This is a genomic window from Deltaproteobacteria bacterium (assembly GCA_022340465.1).
Lineage (GTDB): Bacteria > Desulfobacterota > Desulfobacteria > Desulfobacterales > B30-G6 > JAJDNW01.
In genome coordinates this window covers 43,867-69,269 of record JAJDNW010000022.1, presented here as the reverse complement: position 1 = coordinate 69,269, position 25,403 = coordinate 43,867, and the positions used below count along the sequence as shown (strand labels likewise).

23 protein-coding genes are annotated in these 25,403 nt (G+C 54.5%); 8 read left to right on the top strand and 15 right to left on the bottom strand.

The features are described from left to right. Positions 1 to 55: 55 nt before the first annotated feature. The 11 genes from LJE94_03940 to LJE94_03890 form a co-directional block, all read right to left on the bottom strand. A complete protein-coding gene (locus LJE94_03940; protein ID MCG6909260.1) occupies positions 56 to 1,432 on the bottom strand; it encodes an extracellular solute-binding protein in 1,377 nt (458 codons plus the stop codon). A 63-nt stretch (positions 1,433 to 1,495) separates the two neighbouring features. Beyond that, positions 1,496 to 3,439, bottom strand: a complete 1,944-nt coding sequence (locus LJE94_03935; GenBank protein MCG6909259.1) for an adenylate/guanylate cyclase domain-containing protein — start codon at positions 3,437 to 3,439, stop codon at positions 1,496 to 1,498. A 420-nt stretch (positions 3,440 to 3,859) separates the two neighbouring features. Further along, complete coding sequence (locus LJE94_03930) at positions 3,860 to 4,807, bottom strand: universal stress protein (GenBank protein ID MCG6909258.1); 948 nt, start codon at positions 4,805 to 4,807, stop codon at positions 3,860 to 3,862. Positions 4,808 to 4,900: 93 nt separating this feature from the next. Further along, positions 4,901 to 5,812, bottom strand: coding sequence for an RnfABCDGE type electron transport complex subunit B (locus tag LJE94_03925; GenBank protein ID MCG6909257.1), 912 nt, complete (start codon positions 5,810 to 5,812; stop codon positions 4,901 to 4,903). 169 nt (positions 5,813 to 5,981) lie between these two features. Continuing rightward, entirely contained in the window at positions 5,982 to 6,686 is a 705-nt protein-coding gene (locus tag LJE94_03920) for an RnfA-Nqr electron transport subunit (GenBank protein MCG6909256.1), read from the bottom strand. A 3-nt stretch (positions 6,687 to 6,689) separates the two neighbouring features. Further along, positions 6,690 to 7,292 carry an electron transport complex subunit RsxE gene (gene rsxE / locus LJE94_03915; protein MCG6909255.1) on the bottom strand — a complete coding sequence of 201 codons (603 nt, stop codon included), beginning with the start codon at positions 7,290 to 7,292 and terminating at the stop codon, positions 6,690 to 6,692. Positions 7,293 to 7,312: 20 nt separating this feature from the next. Further along, a complete protein-coding gene (locus LJE94_03910) occupies positions 7,313 to 7,996 on the bottom strand; it encodes an FMN-binding protein (protein ID MCG6909254.1) in 684 nt (227 codons plus the stop codon). Further along, a complete protein-coding gene (locus LJE94_03905) occupies positions 7,997 to 8,968 on the bottom strand; it encodes an RnfABCDGE type electron transport complex subunit D (protein ID MCG6909253.1) in 972 nt (323 codons plus the stop codon). It lies immediately after the preceding gene. A 4-nt stretch (positions 8,969 to 8,972) separates the two neighbouring features. Further along, positions 8,973 to 10,361, bottom strand: coding sequence for an electron transport complex subunit RsxC (rsxC, locus tag LJE94_03900; protein MCG6909252.1), 1,389 nt, complete (start codon positions 10,359 to 10,361; stop codon positions 8,973 to 8,975). A gap of 168 nt (positions 10,362 to 10,529) precedes the next feature. Further along, positions 10,530 to 11,369, bottom strand: coding sequence for a c-type cytochrome biogenesis protein CcsB (ccsB, locus tag LJE94_03895; GenBank protein ID MCG6909251.1), 840 nt, complete (start codon positions 11,367 to 11,369; stop codon positions 10,530 to 10,532). A gap of 3 nt (positions 11,370 to 11,372) precedes the next feature. Further along, positions 11,373 to 12,812 carry a cytochrome c biogenesis protein ResB gene (locus LJE94_03890; GenBank protein MCG6909250.1) on the bottom strand — a complete coding sequence of 480 codons (1,440 nt, stop codon included), beginning with the start codon at positions 12,810 to 12,812 and terminating at the stop codon, positions 11,373 to 11,375. A 235-nt stretch (positions 12,813 to 13,047) separates the two neighbouring features. On the opposite strand from LJE94_03890, the gene LJE94_03885 reads away from it, so the two are divergent. From LJE94_03885 to LJE94_03875, 3 genes are all read left to right on the top strand, one after another. Beyond that, positions 13,048 to 13,362, top strand: a complete 315-nt coding sequence (locus LJE94_03885) for a carboxymuconolactone decarboxylase family protein (protein ID MCG6909249.1) — start codon at positions 13,048 to 13,050, stop codon at positions 13,360 to 13,362. 244 nt (positions 13,363 to 13,606) lie between these two features. After that, a complete protein-coding gene (locus LJE94_03880; protein ID MCG6909248.1) occupies positions 13,607 to 14,437 on the top strand; it encodes a 4Fe-4S dicluster domain-containing protein in 831 nt (276 codons plus the stop codon). Then, entirely contained in the window at positions 14,419 to 14,622 is a 204-nt protein-coding gene (locus LJE94_03875) for a heavy-metal-associated domain-containing protein (GenBank protein ID MCG6909247.1), read from the top strand. Before LJE94_03880 ends, LJE94_03875 begins: the two co-directional genes overlap by 19 nt. Positions 14,623 to 14,806: 184 nt before the next feature. On the opposite strand, the gene LJE94_03870 is transcribed toward LJE94_03875, so the two are convergent. After that, positions 14,807 to 15,490 carry a Crp/Fnr family transcriptional regulator gene (locus LJE94_03870; protein ID MCG6909246.1) on the bottom strand — a complete coding sequence of 228 codons (684 nt, stop codon included), beginning with the start codon at positions 15,488 to 15,490 and terminating at the stop codon, positions 14,807 to 14,809. A 23-nt stretch (positions 15,491 to 15,513) separates the two neighbouring features. Between LJE94_03870 and LJE94_03865 the strand changes: the two genes are divergently transcribed. From LJE94_03865 to LJE94_03850, 4 genes are all read left to right on the top strand, one after another. Beyond that, positions 15,514 to 15,846, top strand: coding sequence for a hypothetical protein (locus LJE94_03865; protein MCG6909245.1), 333 nt, complete (start codon positions 15,514 to 15,516; stop codon positions 15,844 to 15,846). A gap of 16 nt (positions 15,847 to 15,862) precedes the next feature. Then, complete coding sequence (hcp, locus tag LJE94_03860) at positions 15,863 to 17,491, top strand: hydroxylamine reductase (protein MCG6909244.1); 1,629 nt, start codon at positions 15,863 to 15,865, stop codon at positions 17,489 to 17,491. A gap of 189 nt (positions 17,492 to 17,680) precedes the next feature. Next, positions 17,681 to 18,409, top strand: a complete 729-nt coding sequence (locus LJE94_03855) for an HD domain-containing protein (protein ID MCG6909243.1) — start codon at positions 17,681 to 17,683, stop codon at positions 18,407 to 18,409. 139 nt (positions 18,410 to 18,548) lie between these two features. Further along, positions 18,549 to 19,295 (top strand): 4Fe-4S binding protein, encoded by a 747-nt coding sequence (locus LJE94_03850; GenBank protein MCG6909242.1) that lies wholly within the window; start codon positions 18,549 to 18,551, stop codon positions 19,293 to 19,295. 36 nt (positions 19,296 to 19,331) lie between these two features. Here LJE94_03850 and LJE94_03845 read toward each other — a convergent pair whose 3' ends face one another. Next, positions 19,332 to 20,489 carry a 4Fe-4S binding protein gene (locus LJE94_03845; GenBank protein ID MCG6909241.1) on the bottom strand — a complete coding sequence of 386 codons (1,158 nt, stop codon included), beginning with the start codon at positions 20,487 to 20,489 and terminating at the stop codon, positions 19,332 to 19,334. A 162-nt stretch (positions 20,490 to 20,651) separates the two neighbouring features. Next, positions 20,652 to 21,392, bottom strand: coding sequence for a DNA/RNA nuclease SfsA (sfsA, locus tag LJE94_03840; GenBank protein MCG6909240.1), 741 nt, complete (start codon positions 21,390 to 21,392; stop codon positions 20,652 to 20,654). Positions 21,393 to 21,598: 206 nt separating this feature from the next. On the opposite strand from sfsA, the gene LJE94_03835 reads away from it, so the two are divergent. Then, on the top strand, positions 21,599 to 22,927 hold the full coding sequence (locus LJE94_03835) for a sigma 54-interacting transcriptional regulator (GenBank protein MCG6909239.1): 1,329 nt from the start codon (positions 21,599 to 21,601) through the stop codon (positions 22,925 to 22,927). A gap of 234 nt (positions 22,928 to 23,161) precedes the next feature. Here LJE94_03835 and cooS read toward each other — a convergent pair whose 3' ends face one another. Beyond that, positions 23,162 to 25,135 carry an anaerobic carbon-monoxide dehydrogenase catalytic subunit gene (gene cooS / locus LJE94_03830; GenBank protein MCG6909238.1) on the bottom strand — a complete coding sequence of 658 codons (1,974 nt, stop codon included), beginning with the start codon at positions 25,133 to 25,135 and terminating at the stop codon, positions 23,162 to 23,164. Positions 25,136 to 25,403 lie beyond the last annotated feature (268 nt).

The window sequence follows — 25,403 nt, the reverse complement described above, 5'->3', positions numbered from 1 at the left end:
AGATAATTGGAGCCATCGCAAGTCTACTGGGAAGATGAATCATTTTCCTTTGAAATTATACAAACCCCTTCCGCTTCCAGGCGGCAAAAACCTCCTTGCATTTTGCCTCTGCCTGTTTGACAGCATCTTCCGGCCTCATTTCATTGGTGGCAGCTCGTTTGAACATGGTTGTAATCAGACCGGTACCAAAAATTTCGTCTATGGCGGCGTTGGTATGTCCGGGATAGCCCACATTGGCGGTCCAGTTTGTTACATCCCCAAGCACCGCATACTTATTAGGTGGTTCGGCCTTGACATCTTCGGCAATGAGCGTGTCGATATCTGGAACAGTGTCGGGAAAGCAAGGGAAATTGTAGAACTCATTTGCCAGAAACGCACTTCTGAAGTTACCGATATAGTCGACGAGGAACTGTTTGGCACCCTCGATATTCTCGGCAAACTTCCAGATAACATAAACGCTGATGATGTGTGCCAGACCTACGCGTCTCACAGGACCCGCGGGTGCCTTGGCCAGCCAAATTTTACCTTCAATTTCGTCATACTCCTCCTCTTTTTCTGCAGTGCGGCTGATGGAAATGGCGTTTACAACCAGAGAACCCTTGCCGTCCAGCATGAAGCTATTGTTGGAGGCGGAGTCCCAGTTCAAGACCTCGGCCGTCATCGCTTCTTCGAAAAGTGCGCGGACGAATTTAACTGCTTCCAGGGTCTGCTTAGAATTGAGAACCACATTTCCCTCTTCGTCCTGAACCGAACCTCCATGAGAGTACAAAATGGCTCTCATAGCCATGTTGGAGTCTATATCTTTGGAAAGACCAATACCGACCGGAATGCCGTATTTACGTTTTATCTTGGCACCACCGATGCGCACATCTTCCCAGGTATCGGGGTAAAAGCCTACCCCTTCCCAGAGATCCTTCCGGTAGTTAATCGGATCGGGGCCGTAGCTGTCGCAAAAGCCAAAATACTTTCCTGTCCTGGGGTTGTACGTACTTTTGAGGGCCAACGTAATCGCCTTGCCATATCTTTTTTCACATTTCCTGTAGATATCGCCGTGATCAATTACCTGTCCCTCGAAGGCTGGGGGCGGATCTACGAACATGAACAGATCGTGCCCTTCTTGTGCCTTGACTTCAGAAACCGCCTTATACTTCAAATGGGCGTAGCTTATGTGGTCCACGGAGACCTCTGTGCCATTCTTCTCTCCCCACTCCTTGACATATGTGTTGTCAAGCCAATCGTCGAAAGGGGAGACAAAGTGACTCCACTGAAGAATCTTCAGCCGCCTTTTGCCCGCGCGAACCCTTCTTGGACGGATGATGTCGTTTCCCAACCCGGTGGCAACCAATCCCGTACCAACCGTTTTTAAAAAATCTCTCCTGGATATGTTGTCTATATGCCTCCCCTGCCTCTTTTTGTTTCTTAATCGTTTCATGGGCTTATAACTCCTTGTTTTTAAATAACGGGTTGCGTTGGGGGTAAACGCTTGTCGTTATCCTCAGCCATTTCCAAGTTGGTGTAAAATGTCATAAGGCGTTTCCGGCAACCCTGCCTTTCGTAACCCATCAAGCAGGCGATCCCTGTCTTCGGAGCGCTTGTATCTGCCTGCCATGACTGGATGGCTTTCAAAATCAACGGATACGACTGGCAGGCACTCATTGAGCTTCTGAATGGCTGCTTTCGCATCTTGTTTACGACCTAGATGGGCGTAAGCGGCCGCGAGGTAAATTAGCGGGACATAGTTTACAGGATTTCGCTGAAGAGCTCTTTCAAGCACGCTAGCGGCCTTTTTGAATTGCTCACAGTTGAAGTGTGCCAACCCGAGGACAAACAGATAATAGGCGGGATAATTAGGATCGATTCGAATTGCGGTTTTGATGAAGTCGAACGCTTCTTCCGGTCTGCCTGCGTGTATCAGTGCATACGCCATATACAGGTAGCTATTGGCGTCATTGGGATCCATGGAGATGGCGCATTCCGCCTTGTTCAAGGCCTCTTTGTGTTTATGCAACCCGATCAATATTCTGGACTCGACCTGGTATACTAAAGCGGTAGGGTTCTTCATGGCTTTTTGCAAATAGGTCTGGGCTCTGATTCGCGCCCCGTACCACGGCACTCCCAGGCTCTGGTTCCAAAAATTATGGTGACTCTCCCAGTAGGTTAGCGCCAGCATGGCATAAGCCCGGCTATAGCCGGGATCCAGTTCAACGGCCTTTTTAAAGTATCTGACCGCCTCTGCGAAATCCTCCGGCGTGCGCCGCAGATAATGGGCTCGACCTTGCAGGAAGGCATCGTAAGCCGCAATGCTATCAGTATACTTGCGATCAACGGTTTCCTTTTCACCAACTGTCAGCTGTACAGCTAGAGCCGCGATGATCTTCTGGTTTATCTTGTCCTGCAGCTCGAATACATCGTCGATGTGGCCGTCATAGCGATCAGCCCAGAGGTGATGACCCGTGGTGGCGTCGACAAGTTGCGCGTTCACACGCAGCTTATCGCCCCCTCTTCTGACACTACCCTCCAGCACATATCGAACACCGAGTTCCTCCGCAACCTGCTGCACTTTGACGGGCTTTCCCTTGTAGGTGAAAACCGAATTACGGGCGATGACGAACAACCCTGAAACCTTGGAAAGATCGGTAATCAAGTCGTCTGTGATCCCGTCGCTAAAATAGTCCTGCTCGGGATCTGCTCCAACGTTCGCGAATGGAAGCACCGCAATAGATGGTTTGTCGGGTAAGGGGAAAGCCATTTTTTCAACCTTCGCAGGTTCAAAATCCGGCTTAGCCATCTTCTGATAAACTTGCCAGGCAACTGATGTGATAACAATCGCAGCAACCACGATGGTTGCCCATATCCAGTTTTTTACGACAGGTTTCGGCACATCACCGATTAACTTTCCAGCATCTTCATCAGCCATTAGGAGTTTGTATACTCTGACCGGCTTTTTAATATTCTTAACAGAATGCTCGCCAAGATACTTATATCCAAAATTTAGCTTGTCGCTAATGTGATCATATGCATTCCGTGATATGCACACGCCACCAGGTTCAGCCAAACCCTCTATTCTGGCAGCGACATTAACGCCGTTGCCATAAATACGGTCTCCATCCTGTACGACATCACCAATGTTGACCCCAATTCGAAACCTAACCTTTTTTTCCTCGACAAATTTAGAATTTTTTTGATCCAATTTTCTTTGGATTTTAACGGCACACCCAACGGCATCTACCGCACTCCTGAACTCAGCGAGGATATTATCACCGGGGTTGTCCACGACACGACCTGAATGCTCGGATATTAAATCTGAAATGATTTGCCGATATGCCTTCAAGGTCTGAATTGTGTGAACCTCATCGTCAGCCATCAGAATACTGTAGCCTTTGACATCGGCTGAAAGAATGGCACTCAGTTTACGTGTGACTTTTTCTTCAGGAGGCATGGAGATCACCTTCGTTTCAGCATTTAGAGATTAATAGAAGATGATACAAAAAAGAAAGGTGAGAACAGGTCAAGATTCTGATGAGCTCAGATTCAACTGCGGTGATTCGACTTCAAATCAGCTATGATTTAAGTGATTATTAGAAATATACATGATTTGTTAAGATGGGTCAAGAAATGGGATGTTTCAAATGTCTTGAACGGGGTGTTTTGTGTTTAATCCTGCCATGCCCTGACCGGTGATACAATGGAGGATATTCCCACTTTGGCAAAAAATGCAGATAGTGTCATACCGAAATGGCGGATCAAGTCTAGCTTACACAGTGACGATGTAGTGGATGGTCCATCCTACGATGGAAGTCCCGAAGGTGGCCCGCAATCTTTTTAGACAACCAGCGCGTCATGTTGATACGGGCTGCCATCAGGACACCACCCACACGGCCCTGTTTTCGAGTGAATCGATAATCCTGTCGCTGAAACGCCCCCTGAAGTGGGCCTCGAAAAATCCGGCGGCTTCACGGTGCCCCACGACGATGGTTCCGAAATCCCCTTTCAGCGCCACCCCGATGATCTTTTCGATGATATTGCCTCTGGTCAGAACGATTTCCCGGCTGATGTTCTCCGCGGCGATGCCGGCATCCACCAGACGCTGGGTGGCCTCGTCCATGTAGGGTTTGAACCGGCTTTCGTGGTAGGCCTGCCAGTCCTCTTCGGCAGCGTCGATATCCTGTGATTTTTCGTAAGAACGGAAAATCGTTTTGGGATACAGGCAGTGGCACAGGGTCACTGTCGGGTTGGACGCCCCAATCAAAGCGGCAACACTGCTGACGCCGCGCATGGATTCTATCGACTCGTCCAGCGCGATCAAAATCCTGCCCGGGGCCGGCTTGCCGTCCACGATCACCGACGGCATGTGTTTCACTTTGTTGGCCAGCCTTTTGGCCATGCTGCCGGCCAAAAGGTCCTTTATGCGACTCATACCCGTATTACCGATGACGATGGCGCCGTAATTCTGGTAGGTTTCCTGGATAATGTCTTTTACAACGCCGGTGCGTTTGGCACGGGTATTGACGCGAACGGCGTCCCGCCCGAAACCGGCATCAGCCAGTATCTTGAAGGCTTTTTCCTTGAACTCACCCATGACCAGCTGGCTGGTTGCCAACCAGCCCATGACCCCCACCTTCTTGGTGCGGTATAGCGGGTTTCCATTCATGTCCCAGAAAACTTCGGGAAATCCCGTGCCCACATAAAACAGGACGAATTCCGTCTGCTCGACCGGCATCATGGCACAGGCGTAGCGGATTGCTTCCAGAGCCTGGTCCGATCCGTCCACGGCCAAAAGTATTTTATTTTTGACCCTGCTTTCCACGAAGCCTCCTAAAATATGGTTGTCACCGATTACAGATCCCAGACAAATAGCGTATAAAATTCACCCCAGCATTGCAACCTTGAGGTTCGGGCATTAGCCTCTCCACTCCATGTCATCCACCGTGGTTTTGAACTCGGGCTCCACCACCTCCGGGAGTTCCTTGTCAGCTGTCTTTTCAATATCGTCCGCACTTGGCTTGCCCACGAACACCAGCCGGTGGCGTTTGCATTTTTCACAAGCCTCCAGCACTTCCAGCGGGCACTCGGCCGTGTAAGCGTCATAGTTGATGGTGGACAGGTTGTTTTCAAGCGTGAACAAGTCCGATTTTCGGGTACAGGCACCGCACCCGATGCAGCCCACCTTACAAACGGCCATGACGTCCTTGCCCTTGTCCTTGTTGGAGCAGGTCACCGCCAGCACCCGGTCGGACTTGAAGGGCGTCATCGTGATGATATTGCGCGGACAGGTCTTGGCGCAGGCGCCGCAGCCCACACATTTCTCATAATCCACCGTGGCCAGTCCGTCGACAACGTGCAGCGCATCGAAATTGCACGCCCGGGCGCAGTCACCGAACCCGAGGCATCCGTAAATGCATCCCTGGACATCCGTCACCAGATTGGCGGCCGTACATCGTTCCTCGCCGCGGTACGCGCTGCGTCCCAGGCGGTCGTCATAGTGGGCCCCGCAGTGAATAATGGGGCGAAAAGGCAGCATGGTGCCCACCTCCACGCCCATGATGCCGGCCACCGCCACGGCACAGTTCTGTCCCCCCACGGTGCACAGATTCACCGCCTCTTTTTCCAGCACGACGGCCTCGGCATATTCTCCGCACCCCACGTAACCGCACCCGCCGCAGTTGGCCCCGGGAAGCGCGTCGAGAACGGCCAACACCCTCTCGTCGACATCGACATAAAATTTTTTGTTGGCCCATCCCAGGATGCTCGTCAGCACGATGGCCATGCCGAAAAGGGTCCCGGCCGACAATCCAATGGTCACCCAGGTCATCGTGCCACCCCATGCGAGTGGTTCCCGCTATCTTCGTTCAGTCCGACTTGCATGCTTTTCATTATTCAGTGTAAATCCTGTGTGTGGTCAGTCGTCCATGAGGTTGGGAGTCAACTCAGCGGCCGTAGACACGCTTACCGACTCGCCTTCTGACCACCTGCGAACCCGATCACGGGGCACCGGTCACCGCCACCCGGATGCCGCTGTCGACCCCGGTGAACCCCATGAAGGCCATGGCCAGTATTCCCCCCACGATGAGGGTAATGGCCGTTCCCCGGAAAACCTTGGGGACATCGCACATATCGAGTTCCTCGCGTATTCCCGCCATGATTACGATGGCAATGGTGAACCCGACTCCGCCGAAAAATCCCAGGGCCAGCGCGCGCCCCAAATCCCAGGCCTCCTCCGGATTCTCAACGCCGACGATGTTGCTCATCACGGTCAGGCAGGCGAACAAAATGGCGCAGTTGGTGGTAATCAGCGGCAGGAACACACCGAAGGTCTTGTACAGCGACGGATAGAACTTGCGCACATACATCTCCACGAACTGCACCGAGGAGGCAATGGAAAATATATAAACAATGTAGGTCAGAATGGTCATATCGATAGCGGCTGCCTGCTCTGCCGGCAGGAAAAATCCCGCCACCCAGCTGGAGAGGGGTGCTCCCGGCACCAGAATGAGCGTGGTGATCGACCAGCTCAGGAATACCGCCACCGTCATGACAAAGGTGACCGCACTTCCCATGCCCACGGCCATGCCCACCTGCCTGGACACGCCGATAAAAGGGCAGATACCCACAAAATAGTAGAGTACGAAATTGTTTATCAACGCCGCGCTCAGGGAAATCAGCAGGATGTCGAACAAATAATCCATGGCCTATCCCCTCCTCTCGCTTTTACGACGGATGCTGTCGATCCAGTTGACCAGGGCCACCAGCAGGCCGAAGGTCATAAAAGCCCCGGGCGGCAGCACCATCACCACCCAGGCCGGCCAGCTGTCCGGCATCACCTGAAAACCGGCCAGCGTGCCGGTCCCCAGGATTTCCCGCACCGTGGCGATGCTGGCAAGGGCAAGCCCGAATCCGATGGATTGCCCGATGGCGTCCGCCGCGGCGGTGCCCACTGACTGCCGCGAAGCACACACTTCACAGCGGCAGATGATGATACAGTTTACGATGATCAGCGGGATGTAGGGACCCAGTGTCTTGCTCATCTGGTACATGTAGGCTGCCAGCACCCGGTCCACGACGGTGACAAAGGTAGCGATGGTCAGGGTAAAAACGACGATGCGCAGGTGCGGCTTCAACAGGTTGCGAATCAGGCTGACGATGGTGTTGGCGCACAGCAGGACGACGCCCACCGCCAGGGCCATGGTCATGGCCTGCTTCAGCCCGTTGGTCACCGCCAGTGTGGGGCAGAGCCCCAGAAACTGACGATATACCGGGTTTTCGGGCAGTATGCCCTGCACGAACCGCTCCATTGGGGTTGGAAGGTTTGCCATCATTGCGACCTTTCAGTGAGCTTCATCTGTTCGGGGGTGAGGAGGCCCCGCGTTTCCCCGATGGCCCGGTTGACGATGCCGGTCACGCTTCGCGATGAGATCGTGGCCCCGGTTATGGCATCGATAACCCCCGGCGCGGGCTCGCCGCCCTTTACCACTTTCAGGGGAGCGGCCGTCCGCTGCCCTGCAAACTGGGCCAGCCATTCGGGGGAGCTTATCTTGTTGCCCAGTCCCGGCGTTTCCGACTGCCCCAGTACGAACAGCCCGGTAATCTTGTCTCCGGCCGGATTCAGCCCCAGGAGAAGCTCGACTTTCCCGGCATACCCCTGCCCGGCGGCCTTGAGCACCCATCCTGCCAGTGCCCCTTCTGCATTCACCCGGAAAACAGGATAGTAGGTCGTGCGTTGGCCACTGGTTACCGCTATCCTCCCCGGGGCGATATCTATCGACGCTTGGTCAGGAGGGGCGCCTTGCTCCATACCGCCCCAGATCAGTTCGGGAATCTTTTCCAGGCTTTCGTTCAGCTTGTTATCGGAAATCCTGCCGCTCAGGCTGACATGCACGGCTGATAAACATGCACCGAAAATAACCGCAAGCAGCAACACCAGCCAGGCCTGGAAAAGATGTCCGCCTTTCCTCGGGGCCGGCATTTTACCGTTTTCCGATGTCTGCGCCTGCGTCACTTATGCACCTCCGAAGGGCCGTGGTATGTTCCACCGGTTGATCAGGGGCGTAAGCGCGTTCATCAGCAGTACCGCAAACATGACACCTTCGGGATAACCGGAAAACAGACGCAGCAGCATGATCACCGCGCCGATGCCGACTCCGTAAATCCACCGGCCCCTCGCGGTAAGCGGGCTCGTGACCGGATCGGTCGCAATGAAAAAAGCGCCGAACAGCAGGGACCCGCTGGCCATCTGATGCAGGACCGTCCAGTCGGACGTCAGGTTGACCAGGTTCACTATCCCGGCGAGAACCAACACGCTCGTCAAAATGCCGGCCGGTATTTCCCAGGCCGCCGCACGGCGCCAACAAAGATAGATGCCGCCCAAAAGACACGCCACCACGCTGGTTTCACCGAGAGAGCCGTTGACGCTACCCAGAACCAGTGACGCCAGCGGCATCACCATACCGGACTGCTTGAAAGCCGTCAGAGGCGTTGCCTGAGAAATAACATCCACGCTTTCACCGGGAAGAATATATCCGGAAGCCGCCATGCTGCCGGCAAAGGCGATCATCACAAACGCCCTTCCTACCATGGCCGGGTTGAAAATGTTCATGCCCAACCCGCCGAACACGATCTTGCCGATGCCGATAGCCACGATGGAGCCGATGCAGCCCACGTACCAGGGTGCCGTTGCCGGCAGGGAAAGCCCCAGAATGCAACCGGTGACGATGGCGGACAGGTCCGTCAAGGACAACTGTTTTCCCCGCATGTGGGTAAAAACGGCTTCGGCCGCAAGACACGCCGCAAGGCAGATTATCAGCTGCTTGGCTGCCAGCCACCCGAAGAAAAGAAATGCCGCTGCGGTTACGGGAACGAGGGCGATCAACACATCGCGCATCATCCCCCGGGTCGTCATGCCCATGTTCGACACGTGGGGCGACGGCGCCACGTGAATTTCCGGCGAAGCGGTGTCTGTCTTATCGATCATGGCGCTACGCTGCCTCTTTCGCCAACATGGCTTTACCGGTGCGGATAAGCTGCACCAACGGCAGGCCTGCAGGACAAATATGGGCACAGGAACCGCACTCGAAGCATGCCATAATATTATAGGTCCGTGCCACGTTCAGTTCCTGCAGGCGGGAAGCCATGGCCAGCTTGGTGGGCACCAGATTCATGGGACACACATCCACACACCGGCCGCACCGGATGCAAACCGTTTGATCCACCCGGCGGATTTCGGCGTGGGTCAGCACCGTGATGCCGCTCGTGCCTTTGGTGACGGGCATATTCAGGTTGCTGAAGGAGAAGCCCATCATGGGGCCTCCGGCCACCATCCTGGCGGCTGTTTTACGCAGGCCGCCGCAGAATTCGATCAAAGCCCCCATGGATATGCCGATGGGAACCAGCAGGTTTTTTGGCTGGGCAATGCCGCCGCCGGTGACACTGACAACCCGATGCGTCAGCGGTATACGCCGCATGACCGCCCGGGCAATGGATGTGACCGTGGCGACATTGGTCATGGCGACCCCTATATCCGAGGGAAGGCCGCCCAGAGGGACTTCGCGGTTCAGGACCGCCTTGATCAGGTGCTTTTCGCTGCCCTGTGGATATTTCGTTTTCAAGATGGCAATATTGATCCCTGCACCGGCGGCTGTCCGTCGCAGGGATGCAATGGCCTCCACCTTGTTGTCCTCGACGCCGATGTAGGCTTTCTTGGCACCCACCGCACGCAGTGCAAGCATGGCCCCGGCCACGATCGCTTCCGGCGCTTCCACCATCAACCGGTAATCCGTGGTCAGATACGGTTCGCACTCGCACCCGTTGACGATCAGCGTGTGGATGGGTTTTTTTTCATTCGGAGAGATTTTAACATGCGTGGGAAAAGCCGCACCGCCGAGTCCGACAATACCCGCGTCGTGAATGGCCGCACTGATTTTTTCCGGATCCATGGCCTGGTATGTTTTCTGGGGCCACTTGCCTCCGTACATCTGGTCCCACAGGTCCTGGCCGGAAGTCTGCTCTCCGTGGCTTCGAATGGCAATGGCCTGCACGTGCCTCCCGTTGGCCAGGGTGGCCACCTCCATTTTCTGGACGATCCCGTTCAACGGCGCATGCAGAGAAGCCGAAACAAAAGCCTCCCCCTTGCCGACCCTGTCACCGAAAAGGACCTCCTGCTTGGGCTTGACCACGGGGGTGCAGGGGCCCCCAATGTGCTGCAGCAGGGGTAAAACCACTTTTTCCGGGGTGGGTACGATCTCTATGGCGGCGTCACCGGAGAACGTTTTGCGTTCGGGAGGATGCACGCCCCGGTCGAAGGTTCCGTTGCCCGGAAACCAGCCGATCTCCTTGTTCGATTTGTAGGCCCTGCGGAACTTGGGCATCGTTAACACTCCTGGTAAAACTGGCTGATATTCGATCGTCTCGAAAAAACGTGTCAGCCTTTACCCAATGCCCCCCAAAAAAGCAAGCGTTTGTGGCGAAAATTGTCATTTTTAACCTCAGTGCTGCAAAAACCTGAGATTAAGGTGTTCCGTATGAAGCGCTTGGGGCTACATGGACCCGTAGCTGTGCAACCCGGGTAGGAAATTGACGCCGAAATAGGTAAACATCACAGCGCCGAATCCGATAATAGACAGATAGGCTATTTTCTTCCCGTACCACCCCCGCATCATGCGTGCGTGCAGCAGCGTGGCGTAGACAAACCAGGTGATCAGGGACCAGGTCTCCTTGGGGTCCCAGGACCAGTACGTGCCCCAGGCGGAATTGGCCCACACCGCACCGGTGATGATGCCCACGGAAAGAAACAGGAAACCGAACATGACCATCTGATGGGTAAGCTCGTCCAGTGCTTTCAACCCGGGAAGCCGTCCCAAAATCCCGCCCTCCCGGTCCGGCGCCCGGTGTTTGATCAGGTACATGAGGCTGATGCCGAAAGCCACGGCAAAGGACGAGTAGCCAAGAAAGCATGTCATCACATGGGCGATCAGCCAGTTGCTTTTCAGAACGGGAATCAGGGGCTGGATTTTGTCACTGGCGTGGGGCGACAGGGAAGCGTAGGCCATGGCCAGAAAAGCGATGGGGGTTGCAAAGGCACCCAACACGGGTGTTTTATAGCGAAACTCGATGAACAGGTAGATAGCTCCGATGGTCAGGGCGAAAAAGACCAGGGATTCGTACATGTTGGAAAGGGGCACATGGCCGTAGCCGATGGCATACGATTCTTTCCACCGCAGCAAAAATCCGGCGGCATTGGCAACGGCGCCGATCATGAGGGCCCATTTGGCAATCCGAGCCGGCGAAGCTTTTTTAAAGACCCAGGCCACGATATACAGCGTCGCGGCAAAACCATACGCGAACGTGACAAAGGACAATAATTGAGAGCTGTTCATCGGCTACCCCTTATTTTTTTCTGAAACACCCGGTTCATTTTTTTTGAGTTGCTCGGCGATGGCCGCCACCTTGCGCTGCATGCCGATCTTGTTTTTGTTGGCGACCCCCATGACCTCGATGCTGCTGCCGTGCTCGCTGCGCGTGACCTTTATGCAGAATTGCTGGTGCGACATGAAAAAAGTCACGAAGCACCCGACGATCATAATGACAAATCCGCTGTAAACCACCCAGACCCCCGGGTCCTTGTTCACCTCCAGTCCGGTATAGTAGCGGATATGTTCTTTTTTCGCCGGTGAAAAGGTTTCCTTTTTCTGATCGGCCACGGATATCACCACTGCGCCACGCCTCATTTTATCGAAATTTGGAAAGTGCAGCGGCAAAAGCACCTCCACCGGCGCTCCGTCCGACGGTGTCAGCACCCCTACCAGTGCCGCCCCGATGTTCTGCCCTCTGAAATCGGCCGAAGGTCTGAATTCCATCAGGGTAAAACGCCCCAACCCTTCAGGGATCTCTACCGGCTTGCCGATCTCCACCCTGCGCTTATATACCATCCCTGAGGATTTGACGGTAAAATTCAAGTGAATGTCGTCGGTGGAAAAGTCATGCCCCGGCATTTTTTCAGGCGCCATTTCCCCGTAACTGTACTGGAAGATGCTGATGCCCCGGTATCGAAGGGGGTGATTCATGATGACGTCTTTGGTCATCACCGGCTTGTCATTTTCCAGAATGGTCAAGCTGGAACGAAACTCCTTGGGAGCCCCGGTATCGTGAAAACTGACAAAGAAATCATCACAGCGAATCGTGAATCCCAACGGCTGCATGCGCCGGCTGTTTCTGATCTGAACCCGATCGACGGAATCCCCTTCGGGTATGGTGACAAACCCTTTAAAGCCGAACAGGTTGCCGATGATGGCGCCCACGATGAGCAAAATGACGCTGAAGTGTACGATATATACCCCGAACCGCGTCCAACGCCATTTTTCCGCAAAGACGAGGAAACCGTCCGTTGCCTTTTCCACCTGCGGGCGACCCATTTTTTTGGCGGCGAAGGAAGAATACGCGTTTTCCAGTTCACTCGGCGGGCGTTTTGTGGAAAAGGTTTGCTTTTCTTTAACCTTTTCAAAGCGGGTTGGGTTGAAGGTTTTCTTTTTAGGAAAAACCAGTTTCCATGTTGCCGTAAGCCGATCGATGGAGCAGACCACGACGTTGGCGATCAATAAAATCAACAGCAGCTGAAACCACCATGCATGGTACATGTCGAAAATGCCCAGCACATCGAACAGGCGGGAAAAAAACGGACCGAATTTATGAAAATAATAGTCCGGGGTGGCATTCTGTTTGATAACCGTCCCGATAACCGAGGTTGCGGCCAGGGAGAGCAGCAGGAAAACGGTCAGCTTTACCGACACGAATAATTTCCAGACCGGATGGTTGCTTTTCATGTATCTCCTCACGTTTGGAATATCTTTTCAAGATAGATATTACCTCGACCTATGTCAATTCCATAAATTCCAATATCCAAGAGATAATTTTGGCCTGCCTTGAGGGGTTGTCGAGGCTTACCCGCCTATGGCGGGGGTGCCGCCTATACTAGGTTGATACAGCTTTTTGTTGACATAAAGGGCTCGAGTGACCATTTAAATAAACAGCACCGCAACGCCAAACAGAGGAGGCCCCATGTATCTACCCAAAACATTCGAAAATTTTTCCAAGAGGTATCCCGAAATCACCGATCATTACAAAACGTTGGGCCGCATCTGCCGTGATGTAGGACCGTTGGACAACAAATCGCAGGATCTGATCAAACTCGGCATCGCCGTGGGGGTGAATTCCAGGGGTGCCGTCATGTCGGCCGTGCGCAAGGCGCTCGCATCGCAGGCGACCGAAGATGAAATTCGGCAAGCTATCCTTCTGTCTATCACCACCACCGGCTTCCCCAACATGATCGCCGCCATGGGATGGGCCCAGGAAGTGCTGGACAAACAACGGTGACGGGTGTCGGGCGTTGTGTCCTCTTGCCCGTAGCAACAGGTAGGGGGCGTATCAACATTCAGGAAGGTAGAATAGCTACTTATAAATCCGGGCCTATAGCCCAAAATAAGGCACAACGATTGCCGAGGAATAATACCGCACCGGCCGGCAGGCTTTTACCTTGTTAACGGTTATAGATTTGAAAAAATACCAAACGCTTTGCGAACGATTTATTAAAACCGCCGGTGTTTTGGAGTGAACGGCTATGCGCTGGAGTCAGGAGGCCGAACAGGCTTTAAAAAAGGTACCCTTCTTTGTTCGCAAAAAAGTTCGTACGCGGGTGGAGGCGGAGACTGCCGGGGCCGGGAAAAAGACCGTTTCCCTGGCCGACGTCAAGCGAACGCGGGAACGCTTTATGGCCGACATGGGCAAAGAGGTGAAGGGTTATCAGGTGAGCACCTGTTTTGGCGGGGCTGGATGCCCCAACCGGGTGTTGCAAACCGACCGTCTGCTGGAAAAAATCGAACGGATTTTCGAAAAAGCGGACATCCTGGCCTTTTTGAAAAACAAGGTCGGCACGGACCTGAAGTTCCACCATGAATTCAGGGTGGCCCTGGCGGAATGCCCCAATGCCTGTTCCCAGCCCCAGATCAAAGACATCGGTATTATCGGGGCGGCCGTACCGCAGGTGACCGATGAACCCTGCTCGGCCTGCCGCGCGTGTGTCGACGACTGTCCCGACGACTGCGCTGCACTGCCCGCCGAGGCCGACCGGCCGACGATCGACGTTAATGCCTGCATGCACTGCGGCAAATGTATCGCTGCCTGTCCAACCGGCACCATCGCCGAAGATAGGAGGGGGTTCAGGGTTCTTCTGGGGGGCAAACTGGGGCGGCATCCTCAACTGGCCAGGGAATTGCCCGGCATATTCGACGAAAGCGACGTACTTGCCATCGTGGATTACTGCATTAGTTTCTATAAGCGGCACAGCGAAAAAGGCCAACGATTTGCCAACCTGTTGCAACCTGCCGATTTTGAAAAATTGTCCGCTGAATTCGAAAAGGAAAGGAAAAAACCATGGAAAAGCAAGATCTAACCATACCCAATATATCCTGTGGCCACTGTGTGGCCGCCATCAAGAATGAATTGAGTGAAATGGAGGGTGTCGGCGCCGTTTCCGGAGACCCGGAATCCAAGGTCGTGCACGTGGAGTGGGACGCCCCGGCAAGCCTGGCCCTGATCAAGGAAAAACTGCAGGAAATCAATTATCCGGCAAAATAAAATCGTGTTTCACGATTTTATGAAACGCAACTACGTCGCTCCTGTTCGAAAGAACAAAATTCCTCTCCCTGCAGCAAACTGCAGGGTATTGGGGAATTTTGCCTAAATCCTGCGGATTCCGATATCGCTCTTCCACAAATAAATGCAATTTCTAGTTAAAATAATTCACTTCGCAAATTCGTAATTACAGTTTCCCGGTCTCGGCAAGTTCCTCCAGCCCCGCAGGGTCCAGCAGGTCGATACGGCCGCCCTCCACCCCTATCAACCGGCGGCCGCTCATTTTTGCCAGGATCCGGGACAGGGTTTCGGGGATGGTTCCCAGAAGACTGGCCAGTTGCCCCTTGGAAATGGGCAGGGAAACGACGTGCCCGTTCTCCTGTTCCCGCGCCAGGTAAAGGAGATAGGACGCAAGCCGGCCGGGAACCTCCTTGAGAGACAGATTCTCCACCTGGACGGTGAACTGCCGCAAACGCATGGAAAGCACCGCCAGCATATTCAGACAAAGGGATGGGTTGTTGGAAATCAACGTTATAAAGGACGTACGGGGAAAAAACAGAAGGTGGCTTTTCGAGAGGGTCTGGGCATTGGCCGGGAACCTTTTACCCGAAAACACCGGCACCTCGCCAAAGGGATTGCCCGGTCCATAAATATGCAGGATCTGCTCCTTGCCCTCCTGCGACATCTTGTAGATCTTCACCTTGCCCGCCGCCACGACGTAAAAGCCGTTTCCTTCGTCACCCTCTGAAAAAACGGTTTGCCCCTTGTTGTAAAACCTGTCCCTGGCTATCCGGCGCAGTTCTTTCAACTCCGCTTCGGACAAACCTTCGAAAATCGGAATCTGCGCTATGATTTCAAGTATTTTTTCCATAATTTTATCGCTGCGCGTTAAAATTGGATGCGGCTGCGCCGCAAAAAAAATTTTGTGGTGAATATTTTTTTGATTTAATTTTTACTATAGATATAAGCGGGTTGCATTATTTCACGCCTTATTTTCATGGTCAAGCGTTAAAAATTTTATTTGGTGTTGACTTAAGTCAAGGAAAAATTGTTCACGATCCCATAAACTGCACATCAACATCAGGCAATTGGTGCTTGAGTGCATGGATGAAAAAGCATCAAACAATAATTTTTAGCGTTAGAAATAAGGATAAACTCGGTATCACGTTTAAGGAAAAGCGTTGGCAAATTGGTAATGACCCTAAAAAAATAACTGAACGTTTCTAATGTAAAGGAGGCAACCATGTTTTGTTTTCAATGTGAGCAGACGGCAAAGGGCGAAGGGTGCACCAAAATAGGCGTTTGCGGGAAGCAGCCCGATACGGCCGCCCTGCAGGATCTTTTGATTCATGCGCTCAAAGGGCTCTCCCTCTATGCAGTGGAGGGTAGCAAGGTCGGTGTCAGGAGTAGCGAGGTCGACCGGTTTACCTGCGAAGCCATTTTTTCCACCCTGACCAACGTCAATTTCGATGCCGAACGCTTCGTCAAACTGATCAATCGAAGCGTCGAATTGAGGGAAGCGCTCAAGGTAAAAGTGGCCGCGGCAGGAGGCAAGGTCGATTTCACGGCGCCAGCCGCCGTTTTTCAGGCGGCTGCCACCAAGGACGAACTCGTCGCCCAGGGGGGAGGCGTGGGGGTCAAGGCCAATCCCGATCTCAACCCCGACATCCTTTCCTTGAGAGAACTTATCGTATACGGCATCAAGGGGCTGGCGGCCTATGCCGACCACGCCCGTATCCTCGGCCAGACGGACGATGCCATTTACGCCTTCATCTATGAAGGCCTGGCAGCCACCCTCAACGACGACATCGGTGTTGACGAACTCGTCGGGCTGGCGCTGAAATGCGGCGAGGTGAATCTCAAGGCCATGGAACTTCTGGATGCCGGCAACACGGGGACCTACGGCCATCCCGTCCCCACCAGTGTCCCCCTGGGGGCGAAGAAGGGCAAGGCCATCCTGGTCTCGGGTCACGACCTCAAGGACCTGGAAGAAGTACTGAAGCAAAGTCAGGGCAAGGGCATCAACGTGTACACCCACGGTGAGATGCTGCCCTGTCACGGTTATCCGGAGCTTAAAAAATACGACCACTTTTACGGCCATTACGGGACCGCCTGGCAGAATCAGGCCAGGGAGTTCGCCGCCTTCCCGGGGCCCATCCTGATGACCACCAACTGCATCCAGAAACCCAGAGATGAATACAAGGGCAATATCTATACGACCGGCCTGGTGGGTTGGCCCGGCGTGACGCACCTCGTCGATAAAGACTTCACCCCGCTTGTCGAAAAAGCGCTGGCCATGCCGGGGTTTGAGGAGGATGCCCCCGGTAAGTCCGTCATGGTGGGCTTTGCCCGCAATGCCGTCCTGGGCGTGGCCGACAAGGTCATCGAAGCCGTGAAAAACAAGGCTATCAGGCACTTCTTCCTGGTTGCCGGCTGCGACGGCGCCAAGCCCGGCCGCAACTACTACACCGAATTTGTCGAAAAGGTGCCCGCGGACAGTGTTGTATTGACCCTGGCCTGCGGCAAATTCCGTTTCTTCGACATGGATCTCGGGGACATCGGCGGCATTCCCAGGCTCCTGGACGTGGGCCAGTGCAACGACGCCTACTCCGCCGTGCAGATTGCGGTCGCCTTGGCCAACGCCTTCGAATGCGATGTCAACGACCTGCCGCTCTCCATGGTATTGTCATGGTATGAGCAGAAGGCCTGTGTCATCCTGCTCTCTCTGCTGCACCTGGGGATCAAGGACATCCGGCTCGGACCGAGCCTGCCGGCGTTTATTTCCCCCAACGTGCTTGACGTACTGGTTAAGAATTTCAATATTATGCCCATAACGACACCGGACGAGGATCTGAAGGCCATCCTCGGATAAAAATTGCTTCGTAATTTTTAGCAAACGCGGCTGCGCCGCTACTATAGGGATTCGAAAAACCAGGGGGGTAAGGGTTCGAAATCGGAAACCACTTGCCCCCTGGAATCCCTGGGCCCATTTTCAAGCTGCGTTGGAAAGCAAGGGAGCGGATATACCAAACACCAAATACTAAACACCAAAGGTTTCATCATGAAATGCCCAGGACAAGACAGCCGTTACTGGAAACCGGAAGCGATCTTCGATGAAAAGTGCCCCAAGTGCGGCAACAGCGTGGAGTTCTTCAAGGACGACACCGCCCGTAAATGCAGCCGATGCGGACACCGTTTCATCAATCCCAAAATGGATTTTGGCTGCGCCTCCTACTGCGAGTTCGCCGAGCAGTGCATGGGAACCCTGCCGCCGGAACTGTTGGCCGCCAAAGAAGATCTCTTGAAAGACCGCGTGGCCATCGAAATGAAGCGCTACTTCAAAGCCGACTTCAAACGGATCGGTCATGCCACCAAAGTGGCCCGCTATGCAGAGCGCATCGGAAAAAAAGAAGGCGGCAACCTGGCGGTGATATTGTGCGCCGCCTACCTCCACGACATCGGCATCCATGAAGCCGAGCGAAAGTACAACAGCACTGCCGCCCGGCACCAGGAAAAAGAAGGCCCCCCCATCGCCCGCGGAATTCTCGAAAAGCTGGGCGCCAAAGAGGAACTGATCGAAGAAGTCTGCGATATCGTCGGGCATCACCATCACCCCGGCAACGAGGAAAGCGTCAACTTCAGGGTACTTTATGATTCCGACATGATCGTAAATATTGAAACCAGTCACAAAGAAAACCCGAAATCCGACCAAAAACTGACGGAATTGATCGCCTGTGCGTTTCTGACCGAAAGCGGCAAGACGGAGGCACGGAAAGTGTTCAGGCTTTAATAGTCATGATCTGCTTGTCATAAATCACGAAAACACGAAATTCAAAAAGCACGAAATGTTAATTGTTTTTTTCGTGGTTTCCTGATGAAAATTTTTTTTGACTACTGTTTACAGAACACAATAAATTGAGGAAAACGACATGAAAGTCATGCGCAAGATAATCGAAATCGACGAAGAGCGCTGTGACGGCTGCGGGCAGTGTGTGCCCGGCTGCGCCGAAGGTGCGCTCAAAATAGTGGACGGCAAGGCCAAGGTGGTTGCCGAGATCTTCTGTGACGGCCTGGGCGCCTGCATCGGGGAGTGCCCCAATGACGCCCTGACCCTGGTGGAGCGTGAAGCCGATGAGTTTGACGAAGAGGCGGTGGAAGGACACCTGGCCGGCCTCGAAAAGAAGAAAAAAAGTGAAACGCTTGCCTGCGGCTGCCCTTCCAGCCAGGTTCAGTCTTTTGCTTCCACGGCCTGCGAGAGCGCCAACAAGCCCATGGCCATTGCCGGCCTTGAATCCGCCCTGGGCCACTGGCCGGTCCAGATCAACCTGGTGCCGCCCCACGCGCCGTTTCTAAACAACGCGGATCTGTTAGTGGTGGCGGACTGCGCCCCCCTGGCCATCCCCGATTTCCACAAGCGCTTTTTGAAAGGCAAAGCAGTCATGGTGGGATGCCCAAAATTCGACGATGTCCAGGGCTATATCGACAAATTCGCCCAAATTTTCGCCACGGCCAACATCAGGAGCATCACCACCGTGGTCATGGAGGTGCCCTGCTGCTCAGGGCTGCCCGTTATCATTACCAAAGGGCTGGAAAAGGCGGGCAAGAACATACCGCTGACCAAAGTGGTCGTCAGCACCCGCGGCAACATCCTGGAAGAAAAGGCCATTTCAACCTAAATGCCACCCGCTGCCGGCTGCGGGCGGCATTTAGGTTCAGCGCATGCGCGGCGGCAGGGCGAACACCTTTCGCAACCCCTCTTTGAGGGAAATGGCCTCCTCGGGGCAGAAGCGGGCACAGACGCCGCAGCCGATGCAGGTGTTCTCATCCGATACGGCGACACCATCATCGTTCAAGGCGATGGCATCCACGGGACACCAACCCACGCAGGTCTCGCAGCCACTGCAGGCACTGTCGTCGACAACGGCCAGATGGTAGGTGGAATTGATCATCGGCATGGTGCCGTTGCGCCACAGATTGAACGTGTCGCAGCAGTCCTTGCAGCAGTTGCAGATGCTGGTTTCCGGAGCGTTTTCCCTGGAACCCGGATGAAAGGCTTTGTGCACCAGCCCGGCCTTCTCGGCCTCCAGCATGATGTCGAAAGCCTCCTCGCGGGAAACCATCTTGGCGAATCCCTGGGCGGCCGTGTGCCGGGCGGACTTGCCGAAGGTAAAACAGTTCAACGTGGGCGCTTTTGTGGCGCAGGCGTCCCCCAAAAGTCCCCTTCGCTGGCGACAGAAACAGTGCCCCACGGCGATGTCGTCGAATTTTTCGATAATTTCCCGCACGGTCTGGCTGGGAACGATGAATTCATCCCCCGTTTCCACAGGCTGGTCCACGGGAATGGTCCTGATCGTGCCGCCGTCTTCGCCCACGCTCGACGGAACCGTCCGGTCCGTCGCCGGCGACGCCCTGAACAACGGCATTATGGTGTCATAGTTGTTCTGAATATCGTCCCTGAGGTCGCTCAAAAGCGTCTCGAAAAGCTCCGCCAGTTCGCGCTCCTCGTCGGTGCCTTCGAGCGGCACCATGAATTTGTACTCCATGACCCCCACCAGCATGAGCGGCAGCAGCCGGTAAACCATGACGCCCGAAGAACTGGGCTGGTTGAAGATCAGCCCTTTCCTGGCCAGGCTGGCGGCCAGTGCGTCCACCTTTTCCGCCGGCAGCCCGCTGGAAGCCGTCAGTTGCTCCACGCCCTGTGACGGTTTCTCACTGAATGCGCAGATGAAATCAAGCTCCTCTTCGACCGGCCCCACGACATTCTTGATGATGGCGACGGCCGTTTCACTCACCGGAAACTGGACCATGCCCTGTTTGCAGACCACTTCTGCCGCCGCCACGTACTTTTCCCTCAAACGATCTTCCACCATCTTCGTCTCCTTATACGTAGTCCCTGCCATAATATGGTTATGCTGTTCTAAATTGAGAACTGTATATGAATCACAATTGCATAAAGGACACAAAGGGTTTTGTCAACAAGGTGCCTTGCGGGAAAAGCGCCTGATTTGGCAACCAACCACTCGGGCGTTTTCTCAGCCTTGCAAATCGTAGGGCAGTTTGTTGTTCAGGCGAATGGTCGCCAGGTCGATGGCCACATCGTACACCAGGATTTCGACCCCGTTGCGGTGCGCCCGCCTGAGTTCCCGGCCGTAGGCCTGATCGATGTCGTCTGCAGGGTGAAAACGGTGCGCATCCATGCGCTGAACCAGGAAAAACATGGCCGCCCGGTACCCTTCCCGGACCAGGCGCTGCAGTTCCTTGAGGTGCTTACGCCCCCTTATGGTAACCGCATCCGGAAACCTGGCCACCCGATTTTCCACCAGCGTGCAGTTTTTGATCTCGACAAAACAGTCGGGGCCGTCCTGTTTTTCGAGCATGAGGTCGATACGGGATTTGTCACTGGTTTTTACCTCGGCAACCACCCGTTCGTATCCGCGGAGTTCCTCAACCTGCCCGTCTTCGATGGCCTTTCTAACCAGCCGGTTGGGAACCAGTGTGTTGACGCCTACCAGGGAGGCGGGCATGTCGATAATTTCCCAGGTGTATTTCAATTTGCGCTTGGGGTTGTCGTGGAAAGAGATGTAGACCGGCCTCCCGGGACGGGAACAGGCCATCATGGTTCCTGAATTGGGGCAGTGAGCCGTCACCAGGCTGCCGTCCTCCAATCGCACGTCGGCCAGAAAGCGCTTGTAACGCTTCACCAGGGTTCCCCGGAACAATCTGGGCCAGGAAAGCCCGTAGGCATCGATTCTTTTCACCGTATCCACGATCATGGGGTATTCATACCTCAGCGATTGTTGCAAGAAAACTTGTTTTAGCCTATCCTCGACCTTGAGGATAGGCTAAAACAGATTTGATCCGCCATCGCGGCGGCAGCCCGGAGAATCGTGGCAAAAGGTATCCGCCGCTCACGGATTCCAATGTTCAAGGACGCCGATTTTTTTGACAAAATCATTTCAATAATATATATGGCCATATCATGATCTTCAAAACGCTGGCAGACCGCAAGAGTCTCGAATACATTCTAAATAACCTCAAGGAGGGAATCCTGGCACATGACATCAACAGGAAAATCCTCTTCTTCAACGATGCCGCCGAGAATATCACCGGATTCAAGCGGGCGGACGTGCTCGGACGTGACTGCCACCAGGCTTTCGGCGAACCCTTTTGCGGCAATCGCTGCTCTTTTTGCGGCAACACCCCGAACCTCCAGAACATGTGCGAACACACCATCAACTTCACCACCCCCTCCGGGCAAAACCGCACCATCGAAATGTCGGTGATCATGATGAAGGATGAAGACGGTCAAGACGTTGGCGCACTGGCCACGTTACGCGACATGACCGAACTCATCGACCTCAAAATGGATTCCGGCAAACTGTTCAGTTTTTCCAATATCATCGGTCGCGACAGCAAGATGATTTCCGTTTTCCGTCAGATCCGCGATGTTACCGAATACGATTTTCCGGTGCACATTTTCGGTGAAACCGGGACCGGCAAGGAGCTCGTGGCCCACGCCATCCACAATGAAAGCCGTCGCGGAGGTGCTTCCTTCGTTCCCATCAACTGCGGCGCCCTGCCGGAAGGCCTCATCGAAAGCGAACTGTTCGGACACGTCAAAGGGGCGTTTTCCGGTGCCATCAGGGACAAAAGGGGCCGTTTTGAACTGGCGGACGGCGGCACGATATTTCTCGACGAAATATCCGAACTGCCCAAGCTCATGCAGGTAAAACTCCTGCGCTTCCTGCAGGAGGGCTCTTTCGAAAAAGTCGGCGGCGAAAAGACGACGTCCGTCAATGTAAGGGTGATCAGCGCGACCAACAAGGATATCAAAAAAGAGGTCCGTAACGGCAACTTCCGGGAAGACCTCTACTACAGGCTGAATGTCATCCCGATTACCGTCCCTCCCTTGAGAGAGAGAAAAAACGACATCCCCCTGCTTGTCGATCATTTCCTGAAACAGTTTCCAGGGGGGTCGGGCAGTGAGGTCCCGGTCTTCTCGGACGAGGCCCTGGCCACGATGATGGACTACCACTGGCCTGGAAACGTGAGGGAACTCCAGAATGCGGTCCAGTTTTCCATCGTCAGATCCCGTGGCGACATCATCAGGCCCGGTGACCTTCCCATGGAGTTGAGGGAGGTTGTCGTCGATAAACCCAGAAGAGGCCCGACCCGCAAATTGGATGCCGCCATGGTGGAGGAAGCCCTGATCAAAACCGGAGGCAACAAGGCCAAGGCCGCCAAGCTGCTGGGTGTCGGCCGCGCCACCCTGTACCGCTTTCTGGGCAGCCAGTCCCGTAATTCCTGATATTACAGGCGGCCGACGCACGCTTGAGATACCATTAACAAAATAGGGGACGTTCATAAATATATAAATAACTTGGCATCGCACCTGTAGTTATTTATATATTTATGAACGTCCCCTAAACGTCCCCTAAAAGAAGAGCGAAGACCGAATAGTGGTCCATGCGGGATAGCAGCTGACATTGAAAGAGGAGAACCATGGCCGGCAATGCCTCACCGGCCATGGTACAGTCGACGGTTATGCGGCGTCCAGCGCCCGGCGGTCGGCCATATCGATAAGCACGCGCTCCTTGCCCTTGTCGAGGCCCAGCGCCTGCCGTTTTTTATCGATGTGGGCAATCATCAGTCTCGCCATCTCGTAGGGGTCCGGGGTGAAGCCCCACTTGCCCATGCCCTGCTCTTCCAGGCCGCCGAAAAGCAGCTTGTGGAATTTGGTTTCCTCCACAATGGGAAACGTCACGCCGAATACCGTGTAAACGCCGGAAGCCACAAAATAGTGACCGATGCTGATGGCCTTTTCGCTCATCCACTCCGGTGCGGCGCCGGCCGCCGGCAGATCGGCAATGCTGTCGCCCAATCCACCCACCCGCACCATCTCCGATGCGGCGATCAGAATGCGGCTGTTGTCAACACAGGAGCCGATGCCCAGAACGGGCGGCATACCCACCGTTTCACAGACCTCCCGCAGCCCCTCTCCCGCCAGAACGGCGGCTTCCGGCGTGGTCAGCCCGGCCTTGGAAAGCGCGATCTGGGAACAGCCGGTCTGCAGCACCAGGACATCGTTCTTGATCAGCTCCTTGACCAGCTCCACATGGACATAGTCCTGTTTGACCCGGGGATTGGTGCAGCCGACCACACCGGCGACGCCCCGTATTCTTCCGTTGATGATGTTGTCGTTCAGCGGCCAGTAGGAGCCCCTGAAAGAGCCGCCCAGCATATACTTGATGTACTCGTGGGAGAATCCGTGGACCCCGACGTTTTTCTGCTTGGGGATTTCGATGACGGCGCTTCGGTTTTTGAATCTCGTAATGGCCTTGATCACGATTTCGTCCGTACAGCCGCGGGGCTCGTGTTCGTGAAATTCCACATGCTGAGCCCCTTCGATGTGGCAGCGGGGGTTGGTGGTTATCAAGGGAGTCTGGTAGCACTCGGCCACCTTGGCCAATCCCTGCTTGATGCACTGCACGTCGACGGTCATGGCGTCCACTGCTCCGGTGACCAGGATGGCTTCGGTGGACATGAAGTTGCCGGCATGCGGAATGCCGTGCCGCACCAGTACCTCGGCTCCGGAACAGCACATGCCCACCAGGTTGATGCCGTTGGCGCCGGCTTCTTTGGCGGCCGCCAGCAGCGTCGGCTCGTTCACCGAGGCAATCATGGATTCGAACAGGTTGGGCTCGTGGCCGTGAACGATGATGTTGACCTGGTCCTCCTTGAGCACTCCCATGTTGACTTCGATGCTGATGGGCGACGGCGTCCCGAAAAGAATGTCGGAAATTTCCGTGGCCACCATGGAACCGCCCCAGCCGTCCGCCAGAGCGGTCCGGCTGCACTGTTTGGTGATGTTTTCATAGTGCTGGTCCACCCCCATGTGGGTCCTGTGCATCAGTTCCATTATCTCGCGCATCGCCCCACGCGGAACAATACCGTGCTTGCGCCACATCTCAAGGGTTTTGGGGGGAACGCGTTTGGCAAAGGGAATTTCTCCCTCCACCTGGGTATAGGTGCGCTCGAGTTCGGCATACAGCTCCAGGGCGATCTCTTTTACGGATTTCCCCTCGGTCTCGATGCCCACGGACTCTGCAACCGCCTCCAGCTTGATGGTGTCCTTGATTTCATAATCGGTAATATTACCGTTGACCACCTCGCGGAACAGGTCCAGCATGCTCATGCCGTGGTCGGTATGCGCTGCGGCACCGGATGCCACCATCCTGGCAAAATTACGGGCCATGATGGTGTCGATGGTGGCCCCGCAGACCCCGACCTTGTCGTAAGGGGTTTTGGCGTTCAACCGGCAGGGGCCCATGGCGCAGTGTTTGCAGCAGGCCGAGTCCGCCCCGATCGGGCAGGCCTTCATGTTCAACGCCCGGTCAAAAGCGGTTTCGACACCGTCGCGTTTGGCCTTGAGAAGCATTTGCGCGGTTGCATCACAGGTTGTCACCTGGCTGATATCGAGTTCTTTTTTACTGGATGGTACTTTTTTCTTTTCCATTTTTTCTCCCTTCGTGGAAAGATTGTTATGGTTCAATGGAAACGTAATAAAATCTTACTATTGATATCTTAACAAGAATCATTACTAATAAAATATCAGGCGGAACTTAGGCTGTCAAGCGCTAAATTTTCATTTTACATTGATCTGTATACATGTCATACGTTGGGTGTCACTGCCGACACCAAAGTGGATGATGGCGGATCCTAAGCTGAAAACTCAGATTAGGAGGATGTAAAGACAACCACAGTGAACAGTAAGGAAAAGGATC

What these genes read in the sequence shown, in the direction of transcription:
- LJE94_03940 (MCG6909260.1), bottom strand. Translation starts at nt 1,432, where the DNA reads ATGAAACGATTAAGAAACAAAAAGAGGCAGGGGAGGCATATAGACAAC.
- LJE94_03935 (MCG6909259.1), bottom strand. Translation starts at nt 3,439, where the DNA reads ATGCCTCCTGAAGAAAAAGTCACACGTAAACTGAGTGCCATTCTTTCA.
- LJE94_03925 (MCG6909257.1), bottom strand. Translation starts at nt 5,812, where the DNA reads ATGACCTGGGTGACCATTGGATTGTCGGCCGGGACCCTTTTCGGCATG.
- LJE94_03920 (MCG6909256.1), bottom strand. Translation starts at nt 6,686, where the DNA reads ATGGATTATTTGTTCGACATCCTGCTGATTTCCCTGAGCGCGGCGTTG.
- rsxE (MCG6909255.1), bottom strand. Translation starts at nt 7,292, where the DNA reads ATGGAGCGGTTCGTGCAGGGCATACTGCCCGAAAACCCGGTATATCGT.
- LJE94_03905 (MCG6909253.1), bottom strand. Translation starts at nt 8,968, where the DNA reads ATGATCGATAAGACAGACACCGCTTCGCCGGAAATTCACGTGGCGCCG.
- rsxC (MCG6909252.1), bottom strand. Translation starts at nt 10,361, where the DNA reads ATGCCCAAGTTCCGCAGGGCCTACAAATCGAACAAGGAGATCGGCTGG.
- ccsB (MCG6909251.1), bottom strand. Translation starts at nt 11,369, where the DNA reads ATGAACAGCTCTCAATTATTGTCCTTTGTCACGTTCGCGTATGGTTTT.
- LJE94_03890 (MCG6909250.1), bottom strand. Translation starts at nt 12,812, where the DNA reads ATGAAAAGCAACCATCCGGTCTGGAAATTATTCGTGTCGGTAAAGCTG.
- LJE94_03885 (MCG6909249.1), top strand. Translation starts at nt 13,048, where the DNA reads ATGTATCTACCCAAAACATTCGAAAATTTTTCCAAGAGGTATCCCGAA.
- LJE94_03880 (MCG6909248.1), top strand. Translation starts at nt 13,607, where the DNA reads ATGCGCTGGAGTCAGGAGGCCGAACAGGCTTTAAAAAAGGTACCCTTC.
- LJE94_03875 (MCG6909247.1), top strand. Translation starts at nt 14,419, where the DNA reads ATGGAAAAGCAAGATCTAACCATACCCAATATATCCTGTGGCCACTGT.
- LJE94_03870 (MCG6909246.1), bottom strand. Translation starts at nt 15,490, where the DNA reads ATGGAAAAAATACTTGAAATCATAGCGCAGATTCCGATTTTCGAAGGT.
- hcp (MCG6909244.1), top strand. Translation starts at nt 15,863, where the DNA reads ATGTTTTGTTTTCAATGTGAGCAGACGGCAAAGGGCGAAGGGTGCACC.
- LJE94_03855 (MCG6909243.1), top strand. Translation starts at nt 17,681, where the DNA reads ATGAAATGCCCAGGACAAGACAGCCGTTACTGGAAACCGGAAGCGATC.
- LJE94_03850 (MCG6909242.1), top strand. Translation starts at nt 18,549, where the DNA reads ATGAAAGTCATGCGCAAGATAATCGAAATCGACGAAGAGCGCTGTGAC.
- LJE94_03845 (MCG6909241.1), bottom strand. Translation starts at nt 20,489, where the DNA reads ATGGTGGAAGATCGTTTGAGGGAAAAGTACGTGGCGGCGGCAGAAGTG.
- sfsA (MCG6909240.1), bottom strand. Translation starts at nt 21,392, where the DNA reads ATGATCGTGGATACGGTGAAAAGAATCGATGCCTACGGGCTTTCCTGG.
- LJE94_03835 (MCG6909239.1), top strand. Translation starts at nt 21,599, where the DNA reads ATGATCTTCAAAACGCTGGCAGACCGCAAGAGTCTCGAATACATTCTA.
- cooS (MCG6909238.1), bottom strand. Translation starts at nt 25,135, where the DNA reads ATGGAAAAGAAAAAAGTACCATCCAGTAAAAAAGAACTCGATATCAGC.